The organism is Microbacterium sp. Y356 (genome assembly GCF_059445355.1).
Window position 1 is genome coordinate 1352365 of the sequence record NZ_JCAIUE010000001.1, and the last position, 15519, is coordinate 1367883.

Genomic DNA, 15519 nt, shown 5'->3' on the forward strand with positions numbered 1-15519 from the left:
ACATCTTTAACATCCGCAACAAGCAGCGATGATGTTCTGACGTGGCAGATGACACCCCATCGTCCTCCCGAAACGCCCGGGCGCGACGATGACTCGCCCTCGATTCGCGTTTTGCTCAAAAGATCGCTTATGCTTGAGCGTCGGCAAGGAAGTCCCCCGGGACAGCCTCGGCCCCATCGTTTAGCGGCCTAGGACGCCGCCCTTTCACGGCGGTAGCACGGGTTCGAATCCCGTTGGGGTCACTCAATCCGATACAATTTAATAGCATGGCCCTGTAGCGCAGTTGGTTAGCGTGCCGCCCTGTCACGGCGGAGGTCGCGGGTTCAAGTCCCGTCAGGGTCGCTCTAAGCGACGGGCCCTTTTTTCGAAAAGGGCCCTTTCGTCTAGGTTGCGGCAGATTTATGATGTGCCGCATGGCTCTGTAGCTCAGTTGGTAGAGCGCACGACTGAAAATCGTGAGGTCACGGGATCGACGCCCGTCGGAGCCACACGGGTGATCATTACAGTCATCCTAGAAACCCCCGCCTAGCTTCTAACATGGCGGGGGTTTTGCTTTGCCCTGGTGAGAGGCGGTTTCCGAGCCGCTCCCGTGGGCGGTTCCGGCCTGGTCGTTGAGCGAGTGGAACTCCCGGACGTTGAGCGCGCGCAGCGAGATGAAACGCCCTCGGCATGGAGCCTGTGCCGGTTTTGTGCCGGACACCTCCCCGATACCCTGGTTTGATGTTGGAGAATCCCAGGCTCGATGTGAACGACGAACTGCGCACCGCGAAGATTCTGTCATCCAGCTTGATTGATGTCTCCAATGCTGCCGTCGCATCTCTCCCCAGCGAGAAGACCCTTGGTTCTTCGGAACCCTCTGCGGCGACACGACTGTACGTGGCAGCGGAGCAGCGCGACGGAGGACAGCACGTCCTCGAGGCGGCACGCCTGGCCGAGCGTTCATTGCTCAGCGCCTGCGATCGCGCCCGCGCATTTGGCCAGCTCATCCGCACAGAGAAGCGGCCCGCTACCGCCCTCATCACAGTGGCACGTGGCGGGCTGGAAGCAGCGGGGCGGTCCCTGTGGCTCACGGATGCTGTAGACCTCGAGACCCATCTTCATCGAATCATCTCGATGCTCTATGCAGATCTGAGATACGACGTGGGAGTTGCCGACGCGCTCGAATCGCGCACAACCGGCGAGCTAGTCGACGCCGCCGAACGCCGGGACTTCTACTCTTCCGAGCTCACGCGCATGGGACTTCCCCCATCGAAGAAACCCGAGCTCTCCGCGATGGTTCAGAACCTCGTCGCCGAGACGTCGAAACTGTTCGACGAGAAGCGGCTCTACTCCGTGTACTCGGGCATCGCCCACGGACAGCTGGGGGGCCTCAACGCCTTCTTGGTTCCGACCGAAGGCCCATCGGCCCCGCGGCTCAAGGCGCCACTTCCCGTCATCACCGCCGCGTCTCTGCAGCTCATCACCGCCATCCGACTTACCGCCGATCAGTACATCACTTGGCTTGGCGGTCCCGGCGCTACGCGGCCACGGCTCATCGATGCCATGAACCGCGTTGCAAAGAATACGGCTGATCTGCCCGTGGTGGCATTCGCAAGCGATCCTCCCGAAACTAGGCGCGCGGGGGAATTCACGTAGCCTCGGGGCCCAGCTCCACCAACGGCTTCGATTATCCACTCAGTCGCTCGTCGCGGCACGAAGGGAGGCGAGCTGTGAGAACTTTCTTTACTCATGCAAGGCCGGCCTAGCGGCCGGCTGTGAGGGAGTGGGAGGCCGTCCTGCGGTGCGTCCGGTCCTCGCTCCGCTGCGGTCCGGGCGCTCCTCGGCGTCATCCCGCTCCCTCACGGTCTGCCAGAATGCGAGTACTAATAAGCGGAAGGATGCGGCGTGGCATATAAGGAAAACCCCATTGAGCACGTCCTGGTGCAGGACCTGCACCTCGACGTAACGAACTATCGGTTCGCCAATTCGATGCCATCTGAGACGGCCGCAATGAACTACCTCTGGGCGGAACAGAAGGTTGACGAAGTGGCGAAGCTCATCCTCCGTGACAAGTATGTCGATAACGAGCTGCCCATAGTGGTGCGCGAGAACAACAAGTGGGTCTTGCTCGAAGGTAACCGGCGAGTTTCCGCGCTCCTTGTACTTCACACCCCGTCCCTTGCGCCAGCCCATCAATCCGAAGTCGAGCAACTCAAGAAGCGATTTGCGATCGAGGCAGCGTCGCTGCCGTCGATGATTCGAGTGATGGTTTTTGAAAGCAGAGAGGCCGCTGCACCCGTCTTGGCGCGCCTGCACATCGGTCAGCCGAAGAAAGCATGGAATCTCGACGAGCAGGCAAAGTTCGTCCTTGCCCAGCTCACACACGGAACCAGCCTCGACCAGCTCCGCGCTCAGTTGCCAGCTATCAAGGACGTGCCGCGCGTAGTTCGGATGGGTCGCGTGCGCGAAAAGCTGATGGCGACTAAGTTCGAGTCCGACGAGGTGACCGGCTTCGTCCACGGAACGAAGCTCGCAATGTCGTCATTCGAGTACGCATACCGAAACCCGCATATCCAGAAGTTGATCGGACTCGAGTTCGACTCAGAAGCCCGAGTGACCAGGTGGTCCGGCTCGAAGTCTGAGATAGCGGCGCTCGAGCGGCTATTGGACGCATTCCGCACTGGCGAAGTAAACACGCGCCGCGGCCTGAAAGCGGGTACCCCCGAGCATGAGGCTCTCATCAGCGCAATGAGCGGCTCCACGTTGGCCGAAGAACTCAATGGCGACGCCGGCGACGATGGGAATGAACCGTCGATCGCAGAGCCGAGCTCCAAAGAATCAGACACGCCGACATCACCGTCGGGGCCCCATGACGGTGCTGAGGCCCCGTCCGCAGCGGACGATGTCGGCCCTACTCCGGCCGAAGCAACGTCCGACGACGAAAGCAACGGTCTTCCGTCAGACGAACAGTCGGATGACGCCAACGGATCCATGGGCACCACGGAGGAGACTCCTAACAGCGATGATCCGAGCATCCGCCGCGGCCCTAACGCTCCAGAAACAAAAGCATACCTCTCGCTGAGCGGGATTGATGAAAGCAACCTGCCGCTGCCACTGCAACATCGAATGCGAGAGCTACGACGCATCAACGTTGGAGATTTTCCGGCGGCCGCGGCGATGCTTGTGCGTTCTGTAGTAGAAGCATCCATCAAGGAGCACTACGGCTCAGGCAACGGACTACAGGCTACGGGCACCCTTGGCGACGTGATGCTGATCGTAACCCGCGACCAACGGACGAACGGTCAGCTTGCGCATGCTGTCTCACAACTAAACCGGACGAAGCGGGAAGCAAGCAATACCCCCGGTACAGGACAGTGGTTCAACTTAGTGACGCACAGTGTCAATCTCGACATTTCCGGGCCAGATGTCCATACTGCGTGGCGCGTCGTCTATCCGCTCGTGCGCTTCATGCTGACTGAGCGTCCGACGTTGTCCGCATCGCCTCAACAAGGTTCTCCGAAACAATCATGAGCTCTGACGCTCGGCCAGGGTGTCTCGCTGAGTAATTAAGCTCATACGGGAAGTAAAAGTAGTCGCGGTAGAGGCGCTCGATCAGCTCCGAGCGATCGTACGTCATTATCCAATGGGCTGCGGCAACCGTTGACATTATCGCAGCGAGATCCGCGTGGTCTCTTGCATCGAACGCATTGAGATAGAGCCGCGATCCAGCCGCTACGTACGGAGGGTCGACGTACATCAAAGCATTTGTGTCATCCGCGAACTCACGGATCACCGATCGACCATCGTGATCACTCACCGTGATCTGATCCGACATGGCACCGATCGCTCGCAACCTCGAGACGAGCGTGTCCCGATTAAACCTCGCGTCCATCTTGTAGTTGCCCGTCTGGTCGAGCCCGCCGATGACGCCACCCGTAAGCACACCCGAGCGATTCGTTCGATTTAGGTAGAAAAACGCAAAGCCGAGGTCGAGCGTATTGCTCGCGTCCGCTGCACGATAAATATCTCGCTGACGTTTCCACTCGGTCACCGTAAGTGTCGCTGACTTCACCATGCGGACGAACTCGGCGTTCTCGTGAACGATGCTCTGCCAAAAGGCATGCACGGCCGGATCAAAATCGTTCACAACTAGCCGACTCACTACACCTTCGCGTAGAAGCGCGATGCCCGCTCCGGCACCGCCTGCGTACGGTTCAACGTACGTGACATCCGGCAGCCCAAGCTCGCGAAGCAGATCCTCGAACAAGCCTGCGAGCGCCGCTTTTCCCCCGGGGTAACGAAGTGGCGACAGCGTCCCGTAACGTCTGCTGGCACGGATCGCGAGCGGCCGTGTAGTCATGTGAAAGGCCCTTCTACGCGAGATCAAAGCTCGATGTCCCACCTTACGGCTCTCGATGCGACATGCCGAACACTGACCGCGCTGTAGCGATTGCCTGCCCTGTATCGGAAAACGCCACTCTACGAAATCGCCCAGCAGACGGGCATCGACGCCTCCTCGCAGCGCACCTGTGGCTCAATCATGCTCATCCGGAAATCTGCGCCGCTCCCGTGGCAGGTTCGTGTCGAGTCTCCAGAGGAGCCCTTGGCTCGTCGCCAACTCAATCCCGCGAGAGTCACCCTCCAGGCGTGCAAGCACCCATGCTGCAAGACAACAGCTCGTCGCGAGCGTGTGATAAACATCCAGTTCGTGCACATCCGAAGGCGCATCAGCCACTGCAACCACGCCGCTCGTGTCCACGAAGTAGTCAGTAACTGCCTGATCGGTCACATGACTGACTCGGGAGAGCACCGCATACGCCCGCCGAAGGTACCCGGTGTGGTCGAGTTCAGATGCGACGCCTTGATACCCGGTGAACTTGGGCATGCTAGGGCGCGGATCTCCGTTCTCGTCGCGAGGGATCTGGGACTCGACATGCCTAATGATGTCAGCCCACTCAGGGTCCGCCGCATCACGCGATCTCTTCGCATAGTCGGCTCGTGATCGAAGCAACCCAACCTCAAGACGCCGGAGCCCATCTGGAACGAGGTATGCCCACTGTGCCGTAACCGCATGCTCCAACGCGCTTCGAACTAGAACTCGACCTTCTGCGGCGTATCCGCGCTTCTCTAGGTGAAGATAGCCTCTCGCCATTCTTCGTACTCGTTCGAGCAGACCTCCCAGCACTCGAAAGTCCCACGCATACTCCTCAAGAACTTGGATACCCTCTGCGTGCCCGCTGTCCTGGATAAATCTCAACATCCATGGTTCAAGTTGGCTTCGGTTAGGACGGATTCCCATAGCGCTCAATCTACTGAGTTAGACGGATTGTCGCCGCCCTGTCACTTGAAGCGAATCCTTCGCTAACGTGAGCGCATGCACCAATGGCGATCCACCTCAACCAACGCCGAGACGAAGGCGCGGGACATCCTGTCCGCGGCAATGTGGCTTCACTCGACATTCCAGGAGCGCGTATGGTTATGGCGCGGACAGGCTGAGGGCAGTTTTGGTATCGAGCCGGGGGTCCACACCCGCGTGGTCAGGTCTACGTTGCCTCACACCGACGCCACCGCGACTAAGGCAACAAAGTCGCTACTCGACTCCGCCCGAGGGCTAAGGCTCGATGAACGGGACGGCCATACCCTTCCGGATCTCGCGCTGTTAGCCAATCTGCAGCATCACGGCGCAGCTACTCCGTTGCTCGATGTCAGCACGGATCCACTGATCGCACTTTGGATGATCGCCTTCGCTGATGCCAAGAAGCCGGAAAGACTCGACGGCTCAACCGGTTCATTGTTCGGTATCGCGCGCCCACCCCGGGAGCGATGGATTGAACCACTCGACTCTCGCTCACTTGCTCAGGTTGCGTCCACTCTGCAGGATGGAGTGTGGTGGTACAGGGCTCCTGATGTGACGGAACGACTCCGTATTCAGCGTGGATCTTTCCTCATCGCGCCCCTCTCTAACGAAAACAATTGGAGCGACACGACTCTGCCCCTAGATCTCGCACTCGACGAACCCAATTTCATCGAGAATCGGATAAAAAACCGTGGTCAGAGAGGCAACGGCCATCTCGGTCGAGTCCAGGCGTTCCGGATCGTTGTACCCGCTGCAAGCAAGCCGTACTTGCGCCAGTTGCTTGAAGATCGGTCAGGCCTGTCCATCGAAGCGATTTATCCAACGCCGTGGCACCAGCCATTCATTACACAGTTCTCGAGCACATACGGCCGAGCACGGAAGTTGGAGCTTGATTTGTCGCCCGCATCGTAATTGGATCTCCGGAGCGCAACCTAAAACGCACCTGCCGCGACCGGCTGATCGACGATGGTCTGTCGTGTGCCGGTAATGTGCCGGTAGCCCCACTGAAACCACCCTCAACCAGTCGCGACCAACCATGACAACTTCCGCGGAATCACGCGGCAAACGGCGACCAACGGGCACTCGCTAGCCCACCGAATCCAACTGAAAATCGTGAGGTCACGGGATCGACGCCCGTCGGAGCCACACGGGTGATCATTACAGTCATCCTAGAAACCCCCGCCTAGCTTCTAACATGGCGGGGGTTTTGCTTTTCCCTGGTGAAAGGCGGTTTCCGAGCAGCTCCCCTGGCCTGTTCCGGCCCGGTCGTTGAGCGAGTGGAACTCCCGGACGTTGAGCGCGCGCAGCGAGACGAAACGCCCTCGGCGGTTGCTGAGCGAGCGAAGCGAGACAAAACGTCTTCTGCGTCCACTGCGTCCACTGCGTCCACTGCGTCCAAATGGTGTGCCGGTAGCAGGTTCCGGTTCACCCCTCAGGCCCCCGAAGGTGATCGAAAAAGCCCGTCAGATCCGCCCTCCGAACAGCGGAAGCTGCAGTGCAGCACGACTGACGGCGTAGGTTGCCGCAAGCAATACAAGAATCAGAATCGTTCCGATGATTGGAGCAGCGACGGCAGCCCAGCCGCGATCCCGCAATATGTGAATGACCACGGCAGTCGCCACCAGTAGATCGACCGCTCCGATGTAGAAGGTGTTGATCGAAGCGGAAAAGGCGGAGTAATCGCATGAGGTCGCCGTGCAACTGGCGACACTCAGTTGCGACAACCACATATGGACGGCACCCATCAAAGCCACGACCAGCTGCAGACCCCACCACCCAATGGCGGCGCCGACTCGGCTCGGTGATTCCATGTTGCTCATGACGGCACTGTAGCGACTGGCGTGGCGGCCGGGCGTGACGCGCGCATCTTTAAATGAGCGAAGCGAGCCGAACGCTCCCGAGCGTGCGGCCTTCTCGGGCATTTCGCATCTGCTCAATCCCGGCCAATAGCCCAGCTTCCTGTCCCCGGACGTCACCCCACGTTGTAGAGCTAGTCGCGACTGCGCCGCCATGGTCGCTAGCAATTGAGCTCGCATCCAGCCTGCCGAAGGGCAGATCGGTTCTCGTCGGTGGCCTCATGGTTCATGTCCACGCGCTGCATGCCGGAGCGAAAGGGCGGACTCGAAACACCAAGGTCACGAAACAGGCAGTTGATTTCTGCGAAACTCGTTGGATGGCATCCGACGAGCGCGTAACTCTCGTTGCTAGTGAGTACGAAATGTGGGCGCGAAAGGCCGCCGAGATGGGGGTCGAACTCTTAGAGCACCTACCTCACGCGAAGATCGAGCACATTGGATCCACATCTGTTCCGGGGCTACCGGCGAAGCCGGTCATCGATCTAGCGGTCGGCGTAGCTGCGGATGAGATCGTGCTTTCTGGTCGCGAGCTGGTGCGGCGCGGGTTCGATCTTGAGGGAGACCTAGCCGATCACGCGTGGCTGAGCTATCCGGATCGTTCAGCTCGTGTGTTCGTAATCCACATCTTCGAGTTTCAAGGTGAGAAGTGGAGCAAACGGCTACGCTTCCGCGAAATCCTGCTGACGGACAAGAAAAGCCGAGAGAGGTACCTCGCTGTCAAACGGGAAACAGCAGCGCTGGCAAACGGATGGGGCGAGTACACCAGAGCGAAATCTTCTGTTGTGTCCGAGATCCTCACGAACGGCTCGTTCAACCGAAACTAATCAGGACTTTTCCTCATTTTCAGTGAGATCGACATATTGCTCGCGGTCGGGAACAGCGTGCGCCGTATCAGCTGGCGGTCGCGGCGAGACGGCACGCAGTGCCCCCGACTCCGCTGTGCCATGCTCCACAATCTCGATTACGACCGAGTCCCAGCGATAGATATGCGTCCCGGCCACGGGGCTTTGTGACGTGATGTAAAAGAGTCCTGGCCACGCTAGTCCAGAGATCGGCGGCCCGTCCGGGTCCGGGTTCGCCAACGTGACGCCAGCAGCGTCGGCAACATCGCGACCAATGTGGAATGGCATACCGACGACGTTCGGAACGACAACCGTGTCCGCGAATCGATCAGTCATGCACTGCATGGTACGCCGGGCGGTCCGGCGCGACTAGGGACTGGAAACTTCAAAGGGAGAGAGCCCAAGGAACGTTAGATCAGGCGACTACCGCGTACGGCAATGCCAGGTTGACGAGACTCACAACGAATTTCCCCGGCTCTTCATACATGCATAGGTGTGCCGAGTTCTCGAACCAGACAACGTGCTTCGATGGTGCAGTCACCCTTTCGATCCAGCGCTCGACCGGAGCCGTCGGGGTCGTCCAATCGTGGCGTCCGAGGAACTGCAGCACGGGCACATCGAACGCGATCTGATCCCGCGCGTCAAAGCTAAGCAATTGGGGAAGCACCAGTGGCATGGTCGCCTGTTGTCCGACGCCGATCAGGTCCAACTCATCGTCCGTGTAGTACGGCGACAGCTCTTCCGATTCCGTGAAAAAAGCGGAGTCGGATCGATACGCAGATAGCCCCCCGTAATGCTGCGCCCATTTTCGGCAGGTGACGATTCGCTCAACGGTCAATGGCTGCGCGCCGGGATATTCACCGAGTGCCCGAAGCTCCGCGAGTGCTTCATCGTTCTGATCCGCAGTCGCACTCCGGATCGCATGCTCGAAGCTCTCAACTTCGTTCTCAGGACCAGAAATCACCTGGCCGACACCGATGTAACTCCAAAGCAAGTCAGGTCGTCGCTCGGCCAATGTGACGCCGATGATCGTTCCCCAGCTGTGGCCTAGAACACCCACTTTCCTGACGCCGAGCTCGCCCTGGAGCCAGGCAATCAGTTCCACGAGATCTTCGACGTACCTGTCGACGCTCAGGTCCATTTCGCCGTTCACGCTTGCCGCAGACTTGCCACTGGCACGCTGGTCATAGTTGACGACCGTGAAATAGTCTTCAACTCCTCGTTGCCATATCCATGACGACGGCAATGAGGGAAGCGCCGGCCCCCCATGGCAGACGATAAGGACCGGGTTCGTTGTGCTTCGACCTCGAATGGAGACGAACTGCTCAACACCGCCGAGCTCGACGAATGTCGTGCGATCGATCGCTTCGGGGTTGGGAATGCGGCACAGATCCACGATCACTGCTCGGCCGGTTTCGTCACTCATGTCGGTCAGTCTAGAAGGACGGTCGCCCACACCGTCAGAGCCTGTGCCGCAGGCTGGAGCGAGCTGCGGGATTGTGTCGTGACCGAACGTCAGCCTTCGAGGCCGGCGGTGACCCTGGCGAGTTCTGCGACGACATCGCTCAGCTGACCCGTCTTCTCGAGCATCGCTCGCTGGCGCATGGCGCCGTTGCCCCGCGTAAAGATCTGCTCGACCTGTTCGTCGACGAGTGCCTCGTCGCCGTTCTCGCGCAGCGCTGCACGAATGTGATCGACGAGATCAGCGACGACCTCACGCGCCGCGCGCGGCTTGAGCGTTCTTGGATCGATAAGGTCACCTTCGATGCCGAACCGCCCAGCCTGCCAGCTCATGAGGCGGAGCATCGAAACGGAGAAGGGCAGCGGTTCGTCCCCCGCGCGCCACGCCGCGGCAGCGGTATCCACAAGACCACGGCACAAGGCTGCAATCAGCACCGTGTCCGCGGCATCCGGGCAGACATCGGCAACACGAATCTCGACGGTCGGATAGTGGTGCGACAATCGTGCGTCGAAGTAGACCATGCCCTCATCGAAAATGGCACCGGAACCGATCATCGAGGCGACAAGCTCGTGGTAGCGGTCAGCAGTTCCGAACGCCTCAGTCGGACCAGCCGTCGGCCAGCGCACCATGGCCTGCGAGCGAAAACTCGAATACTTTGTGTCCTCACCCTGCCAGAACGGCGAATTCGCGCTCAGCGCGAGCAACACAGGCAACCAGCCGCGGATGCGGTCAAGCACACCGACGCCCTCATCGTCTGACTCCACGGAGACGTGCACGTGACACGCTCCAGTGAGCTGCTCGTTTGCGGTCAGCCCGAAGTGCTCGACCATCTGCAGATATCGAGGTTTGTCAACGACCGCAGCCCCTGCCGGCAGCGGCGACGTTCCGGAAGCGATCACCCGAGCACCTGCACGCCGTGCCGCGGCGATCGCGTGCCCACGCCACAACCGAACATCGTCGCCTAGCGCGACCATGTCAGTGTGCGGAACCGTGTCAGTTTCGACCTGCTGCTGTTGCAACTCGTGCTCGAGCGAGCCGCCCGGTACATCGTCGGATGCGGCGGCCAGCCCCGTTGCCTCAGAATCTGCCGACGCATCGCGACCGCTGGGCTGAACAGATTTCGCAGCTTCGGCCCCGTACCGCAGCGTGCGCGCGGCAACCGATCGAGGTCGGCCGCTCTCCGCATCGACGAGCAGCAGTTCCTCTTCAACTCCGACAGTGCGCATGCGCCCATTTTGTCAGGTTGGTTCGACGGATGCTGCAGGGGTTGCGCGTAGAGCACAAAGCGCCAACCGTGGTTGCTTGCACACGTCGAAGAGAGAAAACTCGGGGTGATTGCGAGAGGAGAACCGCACCATGTGTCGACTGCTTGGTTACGTCACCACCCGTCCGACTTCGGTCGTCGACGTCCTCGGACACGACGACTTCGAGACCTTCACCGCGCTCACCGAGGTGCACAGCGACGGGTGGGGCATGGCATGGCATCGCGCGCTCGGGGGCGACACCGAAGCGATCTCATCCGCGCGCAACGCGTCGGTCGACACCCAATACAAGGCGCTCTCAGAACAGGCGCTCGGATGCTGCGGACTCGTACACCTGCGCTGGGCGACAGGTGGACTGCCGGTATCGCCTGAGAACACCCACCCGTTCACCGACGCGGGGTACGCATTTGCTCACAACGGCCATATCGCACCGATCTCTCACCTCGAATCACAGCTCAGTACGGCATCACGGCAGAAGCTCATCGGCGACACCGACAGCGAGCGCTACTTCCGCCTCATCATGCAATGCATCGACGAGGCTGCTGGCGATGAAGCCGACGGGGTCACCCGCGCGCTCGAGACTTTGGTACGTGAGTTTCCGAACTCGAGCCTCAACGCTCTCCTACTGACGCCGAGCAAGCTGTTCGCAATTCACATCAACAGTCGCGTCGACTCGCCCTTCGAAGCCCTCCGCGAGATCTTCGAGTCTGCCGAGGCGATGCCCGCCAGTCACGCAACCGAGTACTACGCCATGGACTATCGCATCACTGACGACGCCGTGCACGTCATCTCGAGCGGCGTCGACGCGGACGGCTGGACACGGATCCCTGAAGACACCGCAGTGATGATCGACCTCGCGACGCGTGAGGTGACGCGGCTGCATCCAGTACCGCTCGCATAGTCGGTGCTACTTCACGAGCACCCGCAAACCCATCGCGCACTCGGAGGCGAACCCACACGTAGCGCGCCGCTGCAATCGCCCTCAGCGCTGGTCTCGTGCAATGAGGAAGGTCCGCAGCGTGATTCAAGCCAACGCCGTCACCACCCAGCAACCCGCCGCACGGCCGCCGCGGCATCCTCGATCGAGAGATCTCGCGTGTAGACGTTGGCCTCGTTCTCCCTCAGAGGCAGGGATGCCTGCACGCTGCCGGCCTGGATGATGCGGTTGATCGCGTCGTCCGAAGCGTCGAGGACATCATCGCCGGCGAGCAGCGGACCGCCAGCTCGCCTGCGAACGTCGGCATGCGCACGAAGGTCCGCGGGGCGGGGCGTGAGCCGCACGAAGGACACCACCGAGGTCAGGAGCGCCGCGCGCACTGCCGCCGGATCGACCTCGAGTGGCGCGACCATGACGAACCGGTCGGTTCCTACGTCGCTGAAAGCATCGTGCAGGCGCGCGAGGTTCGCCAGCCCCACCGGCCGCTCGACGTTCCATGTGAAAGACAGCTGGGCGAGATCCACGAATCCTGTTCGACGCCCCACACCCCACTCGCTGTTCACGACCGCCCAGCCGATCTGCGATGCGCCCGCCAAGCGCGGACCGGTGATCCACAGCACTCGACTCGCGGCCCGCGTCGCAGCTGACAAGGCCCGGGTCGACCACTCCCGCACGTCGTCCGGCTGCCACCTCGCCAGCACGTCCTCGACAGTTTCGGCCTCCGAGCTGTTGTCTGTCGAGACCCGATCCCACGCTGCATTCACTCGCTCGGCCTCCGCACTCCCCGCTGACAAGAACTGTGCGAGCTGCTCCCGGCTGATATTCCGCGAGCTGAGACGCTCGGATCGGATCCGCTCGGCGGCATCCAGCCATATCGACCGCACCGATACACCGTCGAGCTGTGGCGGCGGGTCATCCGGCCACGCGACCCCGGAGACAACCAGCCGACTCACGCCGGCGCGTCTGAACTCCTCCGCAACGCCGGCAAGCGCTCGCTCTTTGAGCATCCAGCGATCCGGATCATTGTCCGGAGCCGGATAACACATGCCCAATTGATCGATGTCGACGTAACCGGTCGCCACGCCATCGGACGCGAGGCGCCGCGCGACAGCCCACGCCGTCGTCGACTTACCGACGCCCGGCGCACCCGCGAGCCGCAAGAGATCCATCTGATGCATCGTAGTGATGATCGACTCCCGGCAGTATGGACGCATGGCAGAGGAATCGACGACGGCGTCCGCGCGAGCCATGCTGGCTGGCTCTCGCGGCAGGCGGTTGTGTCTGGAATATGCGATGGCCGTCTCCAGCGACATCCGACAGGTGGTCTTCTGGTTCAGATATCGGACCGAACCAGGGCGCACAATTCTTTTCACCGACGCCGGCGCGACCGAGTCATTCACTCCACCCGAGTACACTCCGACAGATCTCGTCGCCCTCCTCGATTCACTCGACTTGGCGCACCCGAATGAGGAAGCGGTGCGCGCAGCGCTGATGGCCTCGGTTGATTTCGCCCGTTACTGGCAGGAGCCCGACGGTGAGGATTCTGTCGCAGCACTTCCGCAGCTGCGTGCTGTGCTGACGAGGATCGCTGAAGCCGTGCTCTCATCGCAGACGGCGGCTGGATGGGACTCTGCGCGCTCAGCCGAGCAGTGGGCCATCGATTGGCGCGAGCCGGCGGATGCTTCTCCGCTGCCGTCGGATGCCTCGACTCTTCTCACCGAGTGGGACCAGGCGCAGCGAGAAGAGGAGACCCGCGCGGCACACGTGCGCCCGCGCGACCCTCATGCGAACTTCTCGGGAGAATGGTGGTCGGTGCCCCAACGGCCGCTCACGTCTCAAGGGCGGGTCGCGGACGCGCTCGAACTCGTCGAGGACTCGTTCGGCTGGGAAGTCGCGACCGTCATCCCCGTCCGCGGCGACGGACGCGTGCTCGAGATACGCACCGCCGACGACTGGGCGGAACTGTGCCGCGCCTATCCATTCGAGGTCACAGCATCCCGTCGCCACGATTGGTTCCGCGTGACCGGAAGAGATGGGCGCTGGCTCATCCCCGACTGGTTGCGTGTCGCGAAAGAATGGGATGCCGTGCACCTCAGCACCCTCGCGTATCTCTGCGCTGCCGCAACACTCATCAAGATCGATGCGGAGTACGCGACGGTCATCGGAGGATGGGCGCCGGATGCCACCATCTGGCTCACGGACGCTGCACACGAGCAGGAGCAGCCACGTCAGCGCTGGATCCGAACCCGCGACGGCGACGAGTGGGTTCAAGCCTGACGGGCGGCCCCTGATCGGCTCAGCTCAGCTCGATCGAAACCGTGACGTAGGAATGTGCTGGCAGTTCTACCTCGAGGCCGCGCGAGTGTACGCGGATGCCGTCATGAGCAACCGGCGCGACCGCGTCTGGGGTATCGGGCGTGTTGTGTGCCTGCAGCGAGCCGCCCGTCAGCACCCGGGCCGCGAAACCCGTGACGTCGCGGCCGCGCAGATCGAGCACGATGGTGCGCGCTTCGGCGGCGTCGAGATTCGACAGCGAGATGAGCGCCGCCCCGTCCTTCGTGGATGCCGACGCCGATATCAGCGACAGCTGCGTGCCGTCCACGTCACGTGCCGGGATGTCGCCCGTGAACGAGACGTCGAGGGATGCCGCATCATGATGCCCCGTGTTCATCTCGAATACGTGATAGCTCGGGGTGAGCACGAGTGCGCCGGTGTCAGGATCGGTGAGGATCATGGCCTGCAGCACGTTGACTGTCTGGGCGATATTGGCCATCGCGACGCGATTGGCGAATGTGTGGAACACATCGAAATGGACGGATGCCACCAGCGCGTCGCGCAAGGTGTTCTGCTGGTACAGGAAGCCGGGGTTCGTGCCTTCCTCAACGTTCCACCACGTTCCCCACTCATCAACGACGAGCCCCACAGTGCGCTGCGGGTCATAGACATCCATGACGGCGCTGTGTCGCCGCACGAGTTCCTCCATGTGCCGCGCCTGGCGCAGCGTCGTGTACCACTCGTCCTCCGTGAAGGTGGTCGCATTACCTTTATCGCTCCACGAACCCGACATCGTGTAGTAGTGCAGCGACACCGCCTGAAAGTGCTTCCGAAGCTCGCCACCACAATTGCTGCAGTCGAGCGACTTCATGAGTGTCTCCGTCCACGAGTAGTCGCCGGCGTTCGCGCCGGCGGCGATCTTGTAGACAGAATTGTCGCCATGGTTGCGGATGTACGTGCTGTATTGGCGCGCGACGTCTGCATAGTGCTCGGCCGTCATGTTGCCACCGCACCCCCACGGCTCATTGCCGATACCGAAGAACGGCACCTTCCACGGCTCATCCCGTCCGTTCTCGCGGCGCAGTTCCGCCATGGGCGAGTCATCCCCACGCGTGAGGTATTCGACCCACTCACTCATCTCGCGGACCGTTCCCGACCCGACATTGCCGTTGATATACGGTTCGGCGCCGAGCAGGTCGCACAGGTGCAGGAACTCGTGCGTACCGAACGAGTTGTCCTCCACGACATCGCCCCAGTGCGAGTTCACCATCCGTGAACGCTGGTCGCGCGGGCCGATGCCGTCCTTCCAGTGGTAGTCATCGGCGAAGCACCCGCCGGGCCAGCGCAGGTTGGGGATGCGGATCGCGCGCAGCGCGTCGACGACATCGAGACGGATGCCGTCCTCGTTCGGGATCTCGGAGTTCTCGCCGACGAAGAAACCGCCGTAAATGCAGCGTCCGAGGTGTTCGGCGAAGTGTCCATAGATATGCCGACTGATCGTCGCACCCGGCAGGTCGAGGTTGATAATGGCGGCCAGGTCAGCGCTCAATG

The 15519-nt window shown here is 61.3% G+C and carries 14 protein-coding genes and 3 tRNA genes; 9 read left to right on the forward strand and 8 right to left on the reverse strand.

Annotation, left to right across the window (positions count from 1 at the left end):
• The first annotated feature begins 169 nt into the window (after positions 1–169).
• From AC1C2Q_RS06520 to AC1C2Q_RS06540, 5 genes are all read left to right on the forward strand, one after another.
• A tRNA-Glu gene (locus AC1C2Q_RS06520) sits at positions 170–242 on the forward strand.
• 26 nt (positions 243–268) lie between these two features.
• Positions 269–342: transfer RNA gene (locus AC1C2Q_RS06525), tRNA-Asp, on the forward strand.
• 73 nt (positions 343–415) lie between these two features.
• Positions 416–488 (forward strand) — tRNA-Phe (locus tag AC1C2Q_RS06530).
• Positions 489–720: 232 nt separating this feature from the next.
• Positions 721–1635: a hypothetical protein gene (locus AC1C2Q_RS06535; protein WP_495449450.1), complete on the forward strand. Its 915-nt coding sequence runs from the start codon at positions 721–723 to the stop codon at positions 1633–1635.
• A 249-nt stretch (positions 1636–1884) separates the two neighbouring features.
• A complete protein-coding gene (locus AC1C2Q_RS06540; RefSeq protein ID WP_495449451.1) occupies positions 1885–3510 on the forward strand; it encodes a hypothetical protein in 1626 nt (541 codons plus the stop codon).
• On the opposite strand, the gene AC1C2Q_RS06545 is transcribed toward AC1C2Q_RS06540, so the two are convergent.
• Both AC1C2Q_RS06545 and AC1C2Q_RS06550 read right to left on the reverse strand, forming a co-directional pair.
• Complete coding sequence (locus AC1C2Q_RS06545; protein ID WP_495450553.1) at positions 3446–4339, reverse strand: DNA adenine methylase; 894 nt, start codon at positions 4337–4339, stop codon at positions 3446–3448. The genes AC1C2Q_RS06540 and AC1C2Q_RS06545 overlap by 65 nt on opposite strands.
• Positions 4340–4513: 174 nt before the next feature.
• On the reverse strand, positions 4514–5278 hold the full coding sequence (locus AC1C2Q_RS06550) for a DUF5677 domain-containing protein (protein WP_495449452.1): 765 nt from the start codon (positions 5276–5278) through the stop codon (positions 4514–4516).
• Between the two features lie 75 nt (positions 5279–5353).
• On the opposite strand from AC1C2Q_RS06550, the gene AC1C2Q_RS06555 reads away from it, so the two are divergent.
• Positions 5354–6247 (forward strand): FRG domain-containing protein, encoded by an 894-nt coding sequence (locus AC1C2Q_RS06555; protein WP_495449453.1) that lies wholly within the window; start codon positions 5354–5356, stop codon positions 6245–6247.
• Between the two features lie 551 nt (positions 6248–6798).
• Here the strand turns inward: AC1C2Q_RS06555 and AC1C2Q_RS06560 are convergent.
• The gene (locus AC1C2Q_RS06560; protein WP_495449454.1) at positions 6799–7155 is read right to left on the reverse strand and encodes a hypothetical protein; all 357 of its coding nucleotides are present in this window, start codon (positions 7153–7155) and stop codon (positions 6799–6801) included.
• A 353-nt stretch (positions 7156–7508) separates the two neighbouring features.
• Between AC1C2Q_RS06560 and AC1C2Q_RS06565 the strand changes: the two genes are divergently transcribed.
• Entirely contained in the window at positions 7509–8015 is a 507-nt protein-coding gene (locus AC1C2Q_RS06565) for a GrpB family protein (protein WP_495449455.1), read from the forward strand.
• On the opposite strand, the gene AC1C2Q_RS06570 is transcribed toward AC1C2Q_RS06565, so the two are convergent.
• The 3 genes from AC1C2Q_RS06570 to AC1C2Q_RS06580 form a co-directional block, all read right to left on the reverse strand.
• Complete coding sequence (locus AC1C2Q_RS06570) at positions 8016–8369, reverse strand: hypothetical protein (protein WP_495449456.1); 354 nt, start codon at positions 8367–8369, stop codon at positions 8016–8018.
• A gap of 79 nt (positions 8370–8448) precedes the next feature.
• Positions 8449–9489, reverse strand: coding sequence for an alpha/beta fold hydrolase (locus tag AC1C2Q_RS06575; RefSeq protein WP_495449457.1), 1041 nt, complete (start codon positions 9487–9489; stop codon positions 8449–8451).
• A gap of 59 nt (positions 9490–9548) precedes the next feature.
• The gene (locus tag AC1C2Q_RS06580) at positions 9549–10721 is read right to left on the reverse strand and encodes a glutamate--cysteine ligase (protein WP_495449458.1); all 1173 of its coding nucleotides are present in this window, start codon (positions 10719–10721) and stop codon (positions 9549–9551) included.
• A 130-nt stretch (positions 10722–10851) separates the two neighbouring features.
• Here AC1C2Q_RS06580 and AC1C2Q_RS06585 point away from each other — a divergent pair, with 130 nt between their 5' ends.
• The gene (locus AC1C2Q_RS06585; protein WP_495449459.1) at positions 10852–11658 is read left to right on the forward strand and encodes a class II glutamine amidotransferase; all 807 of its coding nucleotides are present in this window, start codon (positions 10852–10854) and stop codon (positions 11656–11658) included.
• Positions 11659–11795: 137 nt separating this feature from the next.
• Here the strand turns inward: AC1C2Q_RS06585 and AC1C2Q_RS06590 are convergent, their stop codons facing one another.
• On the reverse strand, positions 11796–12863 hold the full coding sequence (locus tag AC1C2Q_RS06590; protein ID WP_495449460.1) for an AAA family ATPase: 1068 nt from the start codon (positions 12861–12863) through the stop codon (positions 11796–11798).
• 43 nt (positions 12864–12906) lie between these two features.
• Here AC1C2Q_RS06590 and AC1C2Q_RS06595 point away from each other — a divergent pair, with 43 nt between their 5' ends.
• Positions 12907–13971, forward strand: a complete 1065-nt coding sequence (locus AC1C2Q_RS06595) for a hypothetical protein (RefSeq protein WP_495449461.1) — start codon at positions 12907–12909, stop codon at positions 13969–13971.
• 19 nt (positions 13972–13990) lie between these two features.
• On the opposite strand, the gene AC1C2Q_RS06600 is transcribed toward AC1C2Q_RS06595, so the two are convergent.
• Positions 13991–15517 carry an alpha-N-arabinofuranosidase gene (locus tag AC1C2Q_RS06600; protein WP_495430278.1) on the reverse strand — a complete coding sequence of 509 codons (1527 nt, stop codon included), beginning with the start codon at positions 15515–15517 and terminating at the stop codon, positions 13991–13993.
• Between the last annotated feature and the right edge of the window lie 2 nt (positions 15518–15519).

What these genes read in the sequence shown, in the direction of transcription:
- AC1C2Q_RS06535 (WP_495449450.1), top strand. Translation starts at nt 721, where the DNA reads ATGTTGGAGAATCCCAGGCTCGATGTGAACGACGAACTGCGCACCGCG.
- AC1C2Q_RS06545 (WP_495450553.1), bottom strand. Translation starts at nt 4,339, where the DNA reads ATGACTACACGGCCGCTCGCGATCCGTGCCAGCAGACGTTACGGGACG.
- AC1C2Q_RS06550 (WP_495449452.1), bottom strand. Translation starts at nt 5,278, where the DNA reads ATGGGAATCCGTCCTAACCGAAGCCAACTTGAACCATGGATGTTGAGA.
- AC1C2Q_RS06555 (WP_495449453.1), top strand. Translation starts at nt 5,354, where the DNA reads ATGCACCAATGGCGATCCACCTCAACCAACGCCGAGACGAAGGCGCGG.
- AC1C2Q_RS06560 (WP_495449454.1), bottom strand. Translation starts at nt 7,155, where the DNA reads ATGAGCAACATGGAATCACCGAGCCGAGTCGGCGCCGCCATTGGGTGG.
- AC1C2Q_RS06565 (WP_495449455.1), top strand. Translation starts at nt 7,509, where the DNA reads ATGGCATCCGACGAGCGCGTAACTCTCGTTGCTAGTGAGTACGAAATG.
- AC1C2Q_RS06570 (WP_495449456.1), bottom strand. Translation starts at nt 8,369, where the DNA reads ATGACTGATCGATTCGCGGACACGGTTGTCGTTCCGAACGTCGTCGGT.
- AC1C2Q_RS06580 (WP_495449458.1), bottom strand. Translation starts at nt 10,721, where the DNA reads ATGCGCACTGTCGGAGTTGAAGAGGAACTGCTGCTCGTCGATGCGGAG.
- AC1C2Q_RS06585 (WP_495449459.1), top strand. Translation starts at nt 10,852, where the DNA reads ATGTGTCGACTGCTTGGTTACGTCACCACCCGTCCGACTTCGGTCGTC.
- AC1C2Q_RS06590 (WP_495449460.1), bottom strand. Translation starts at nt 12,863, where the DNA reads ATGGATCTCTTGCGGCTCGCGGGTGCGCCGGGCGTCGGTAAGTCGACG.
- AC1C2Q_RS06595 (WP_495449461.1), top strand. Translation starts at nt 12,907, where the DNA reads ATGGCAGAGGAATCGACGACGGCGTCCGCGCGAGCCATGCTGGCTGGC.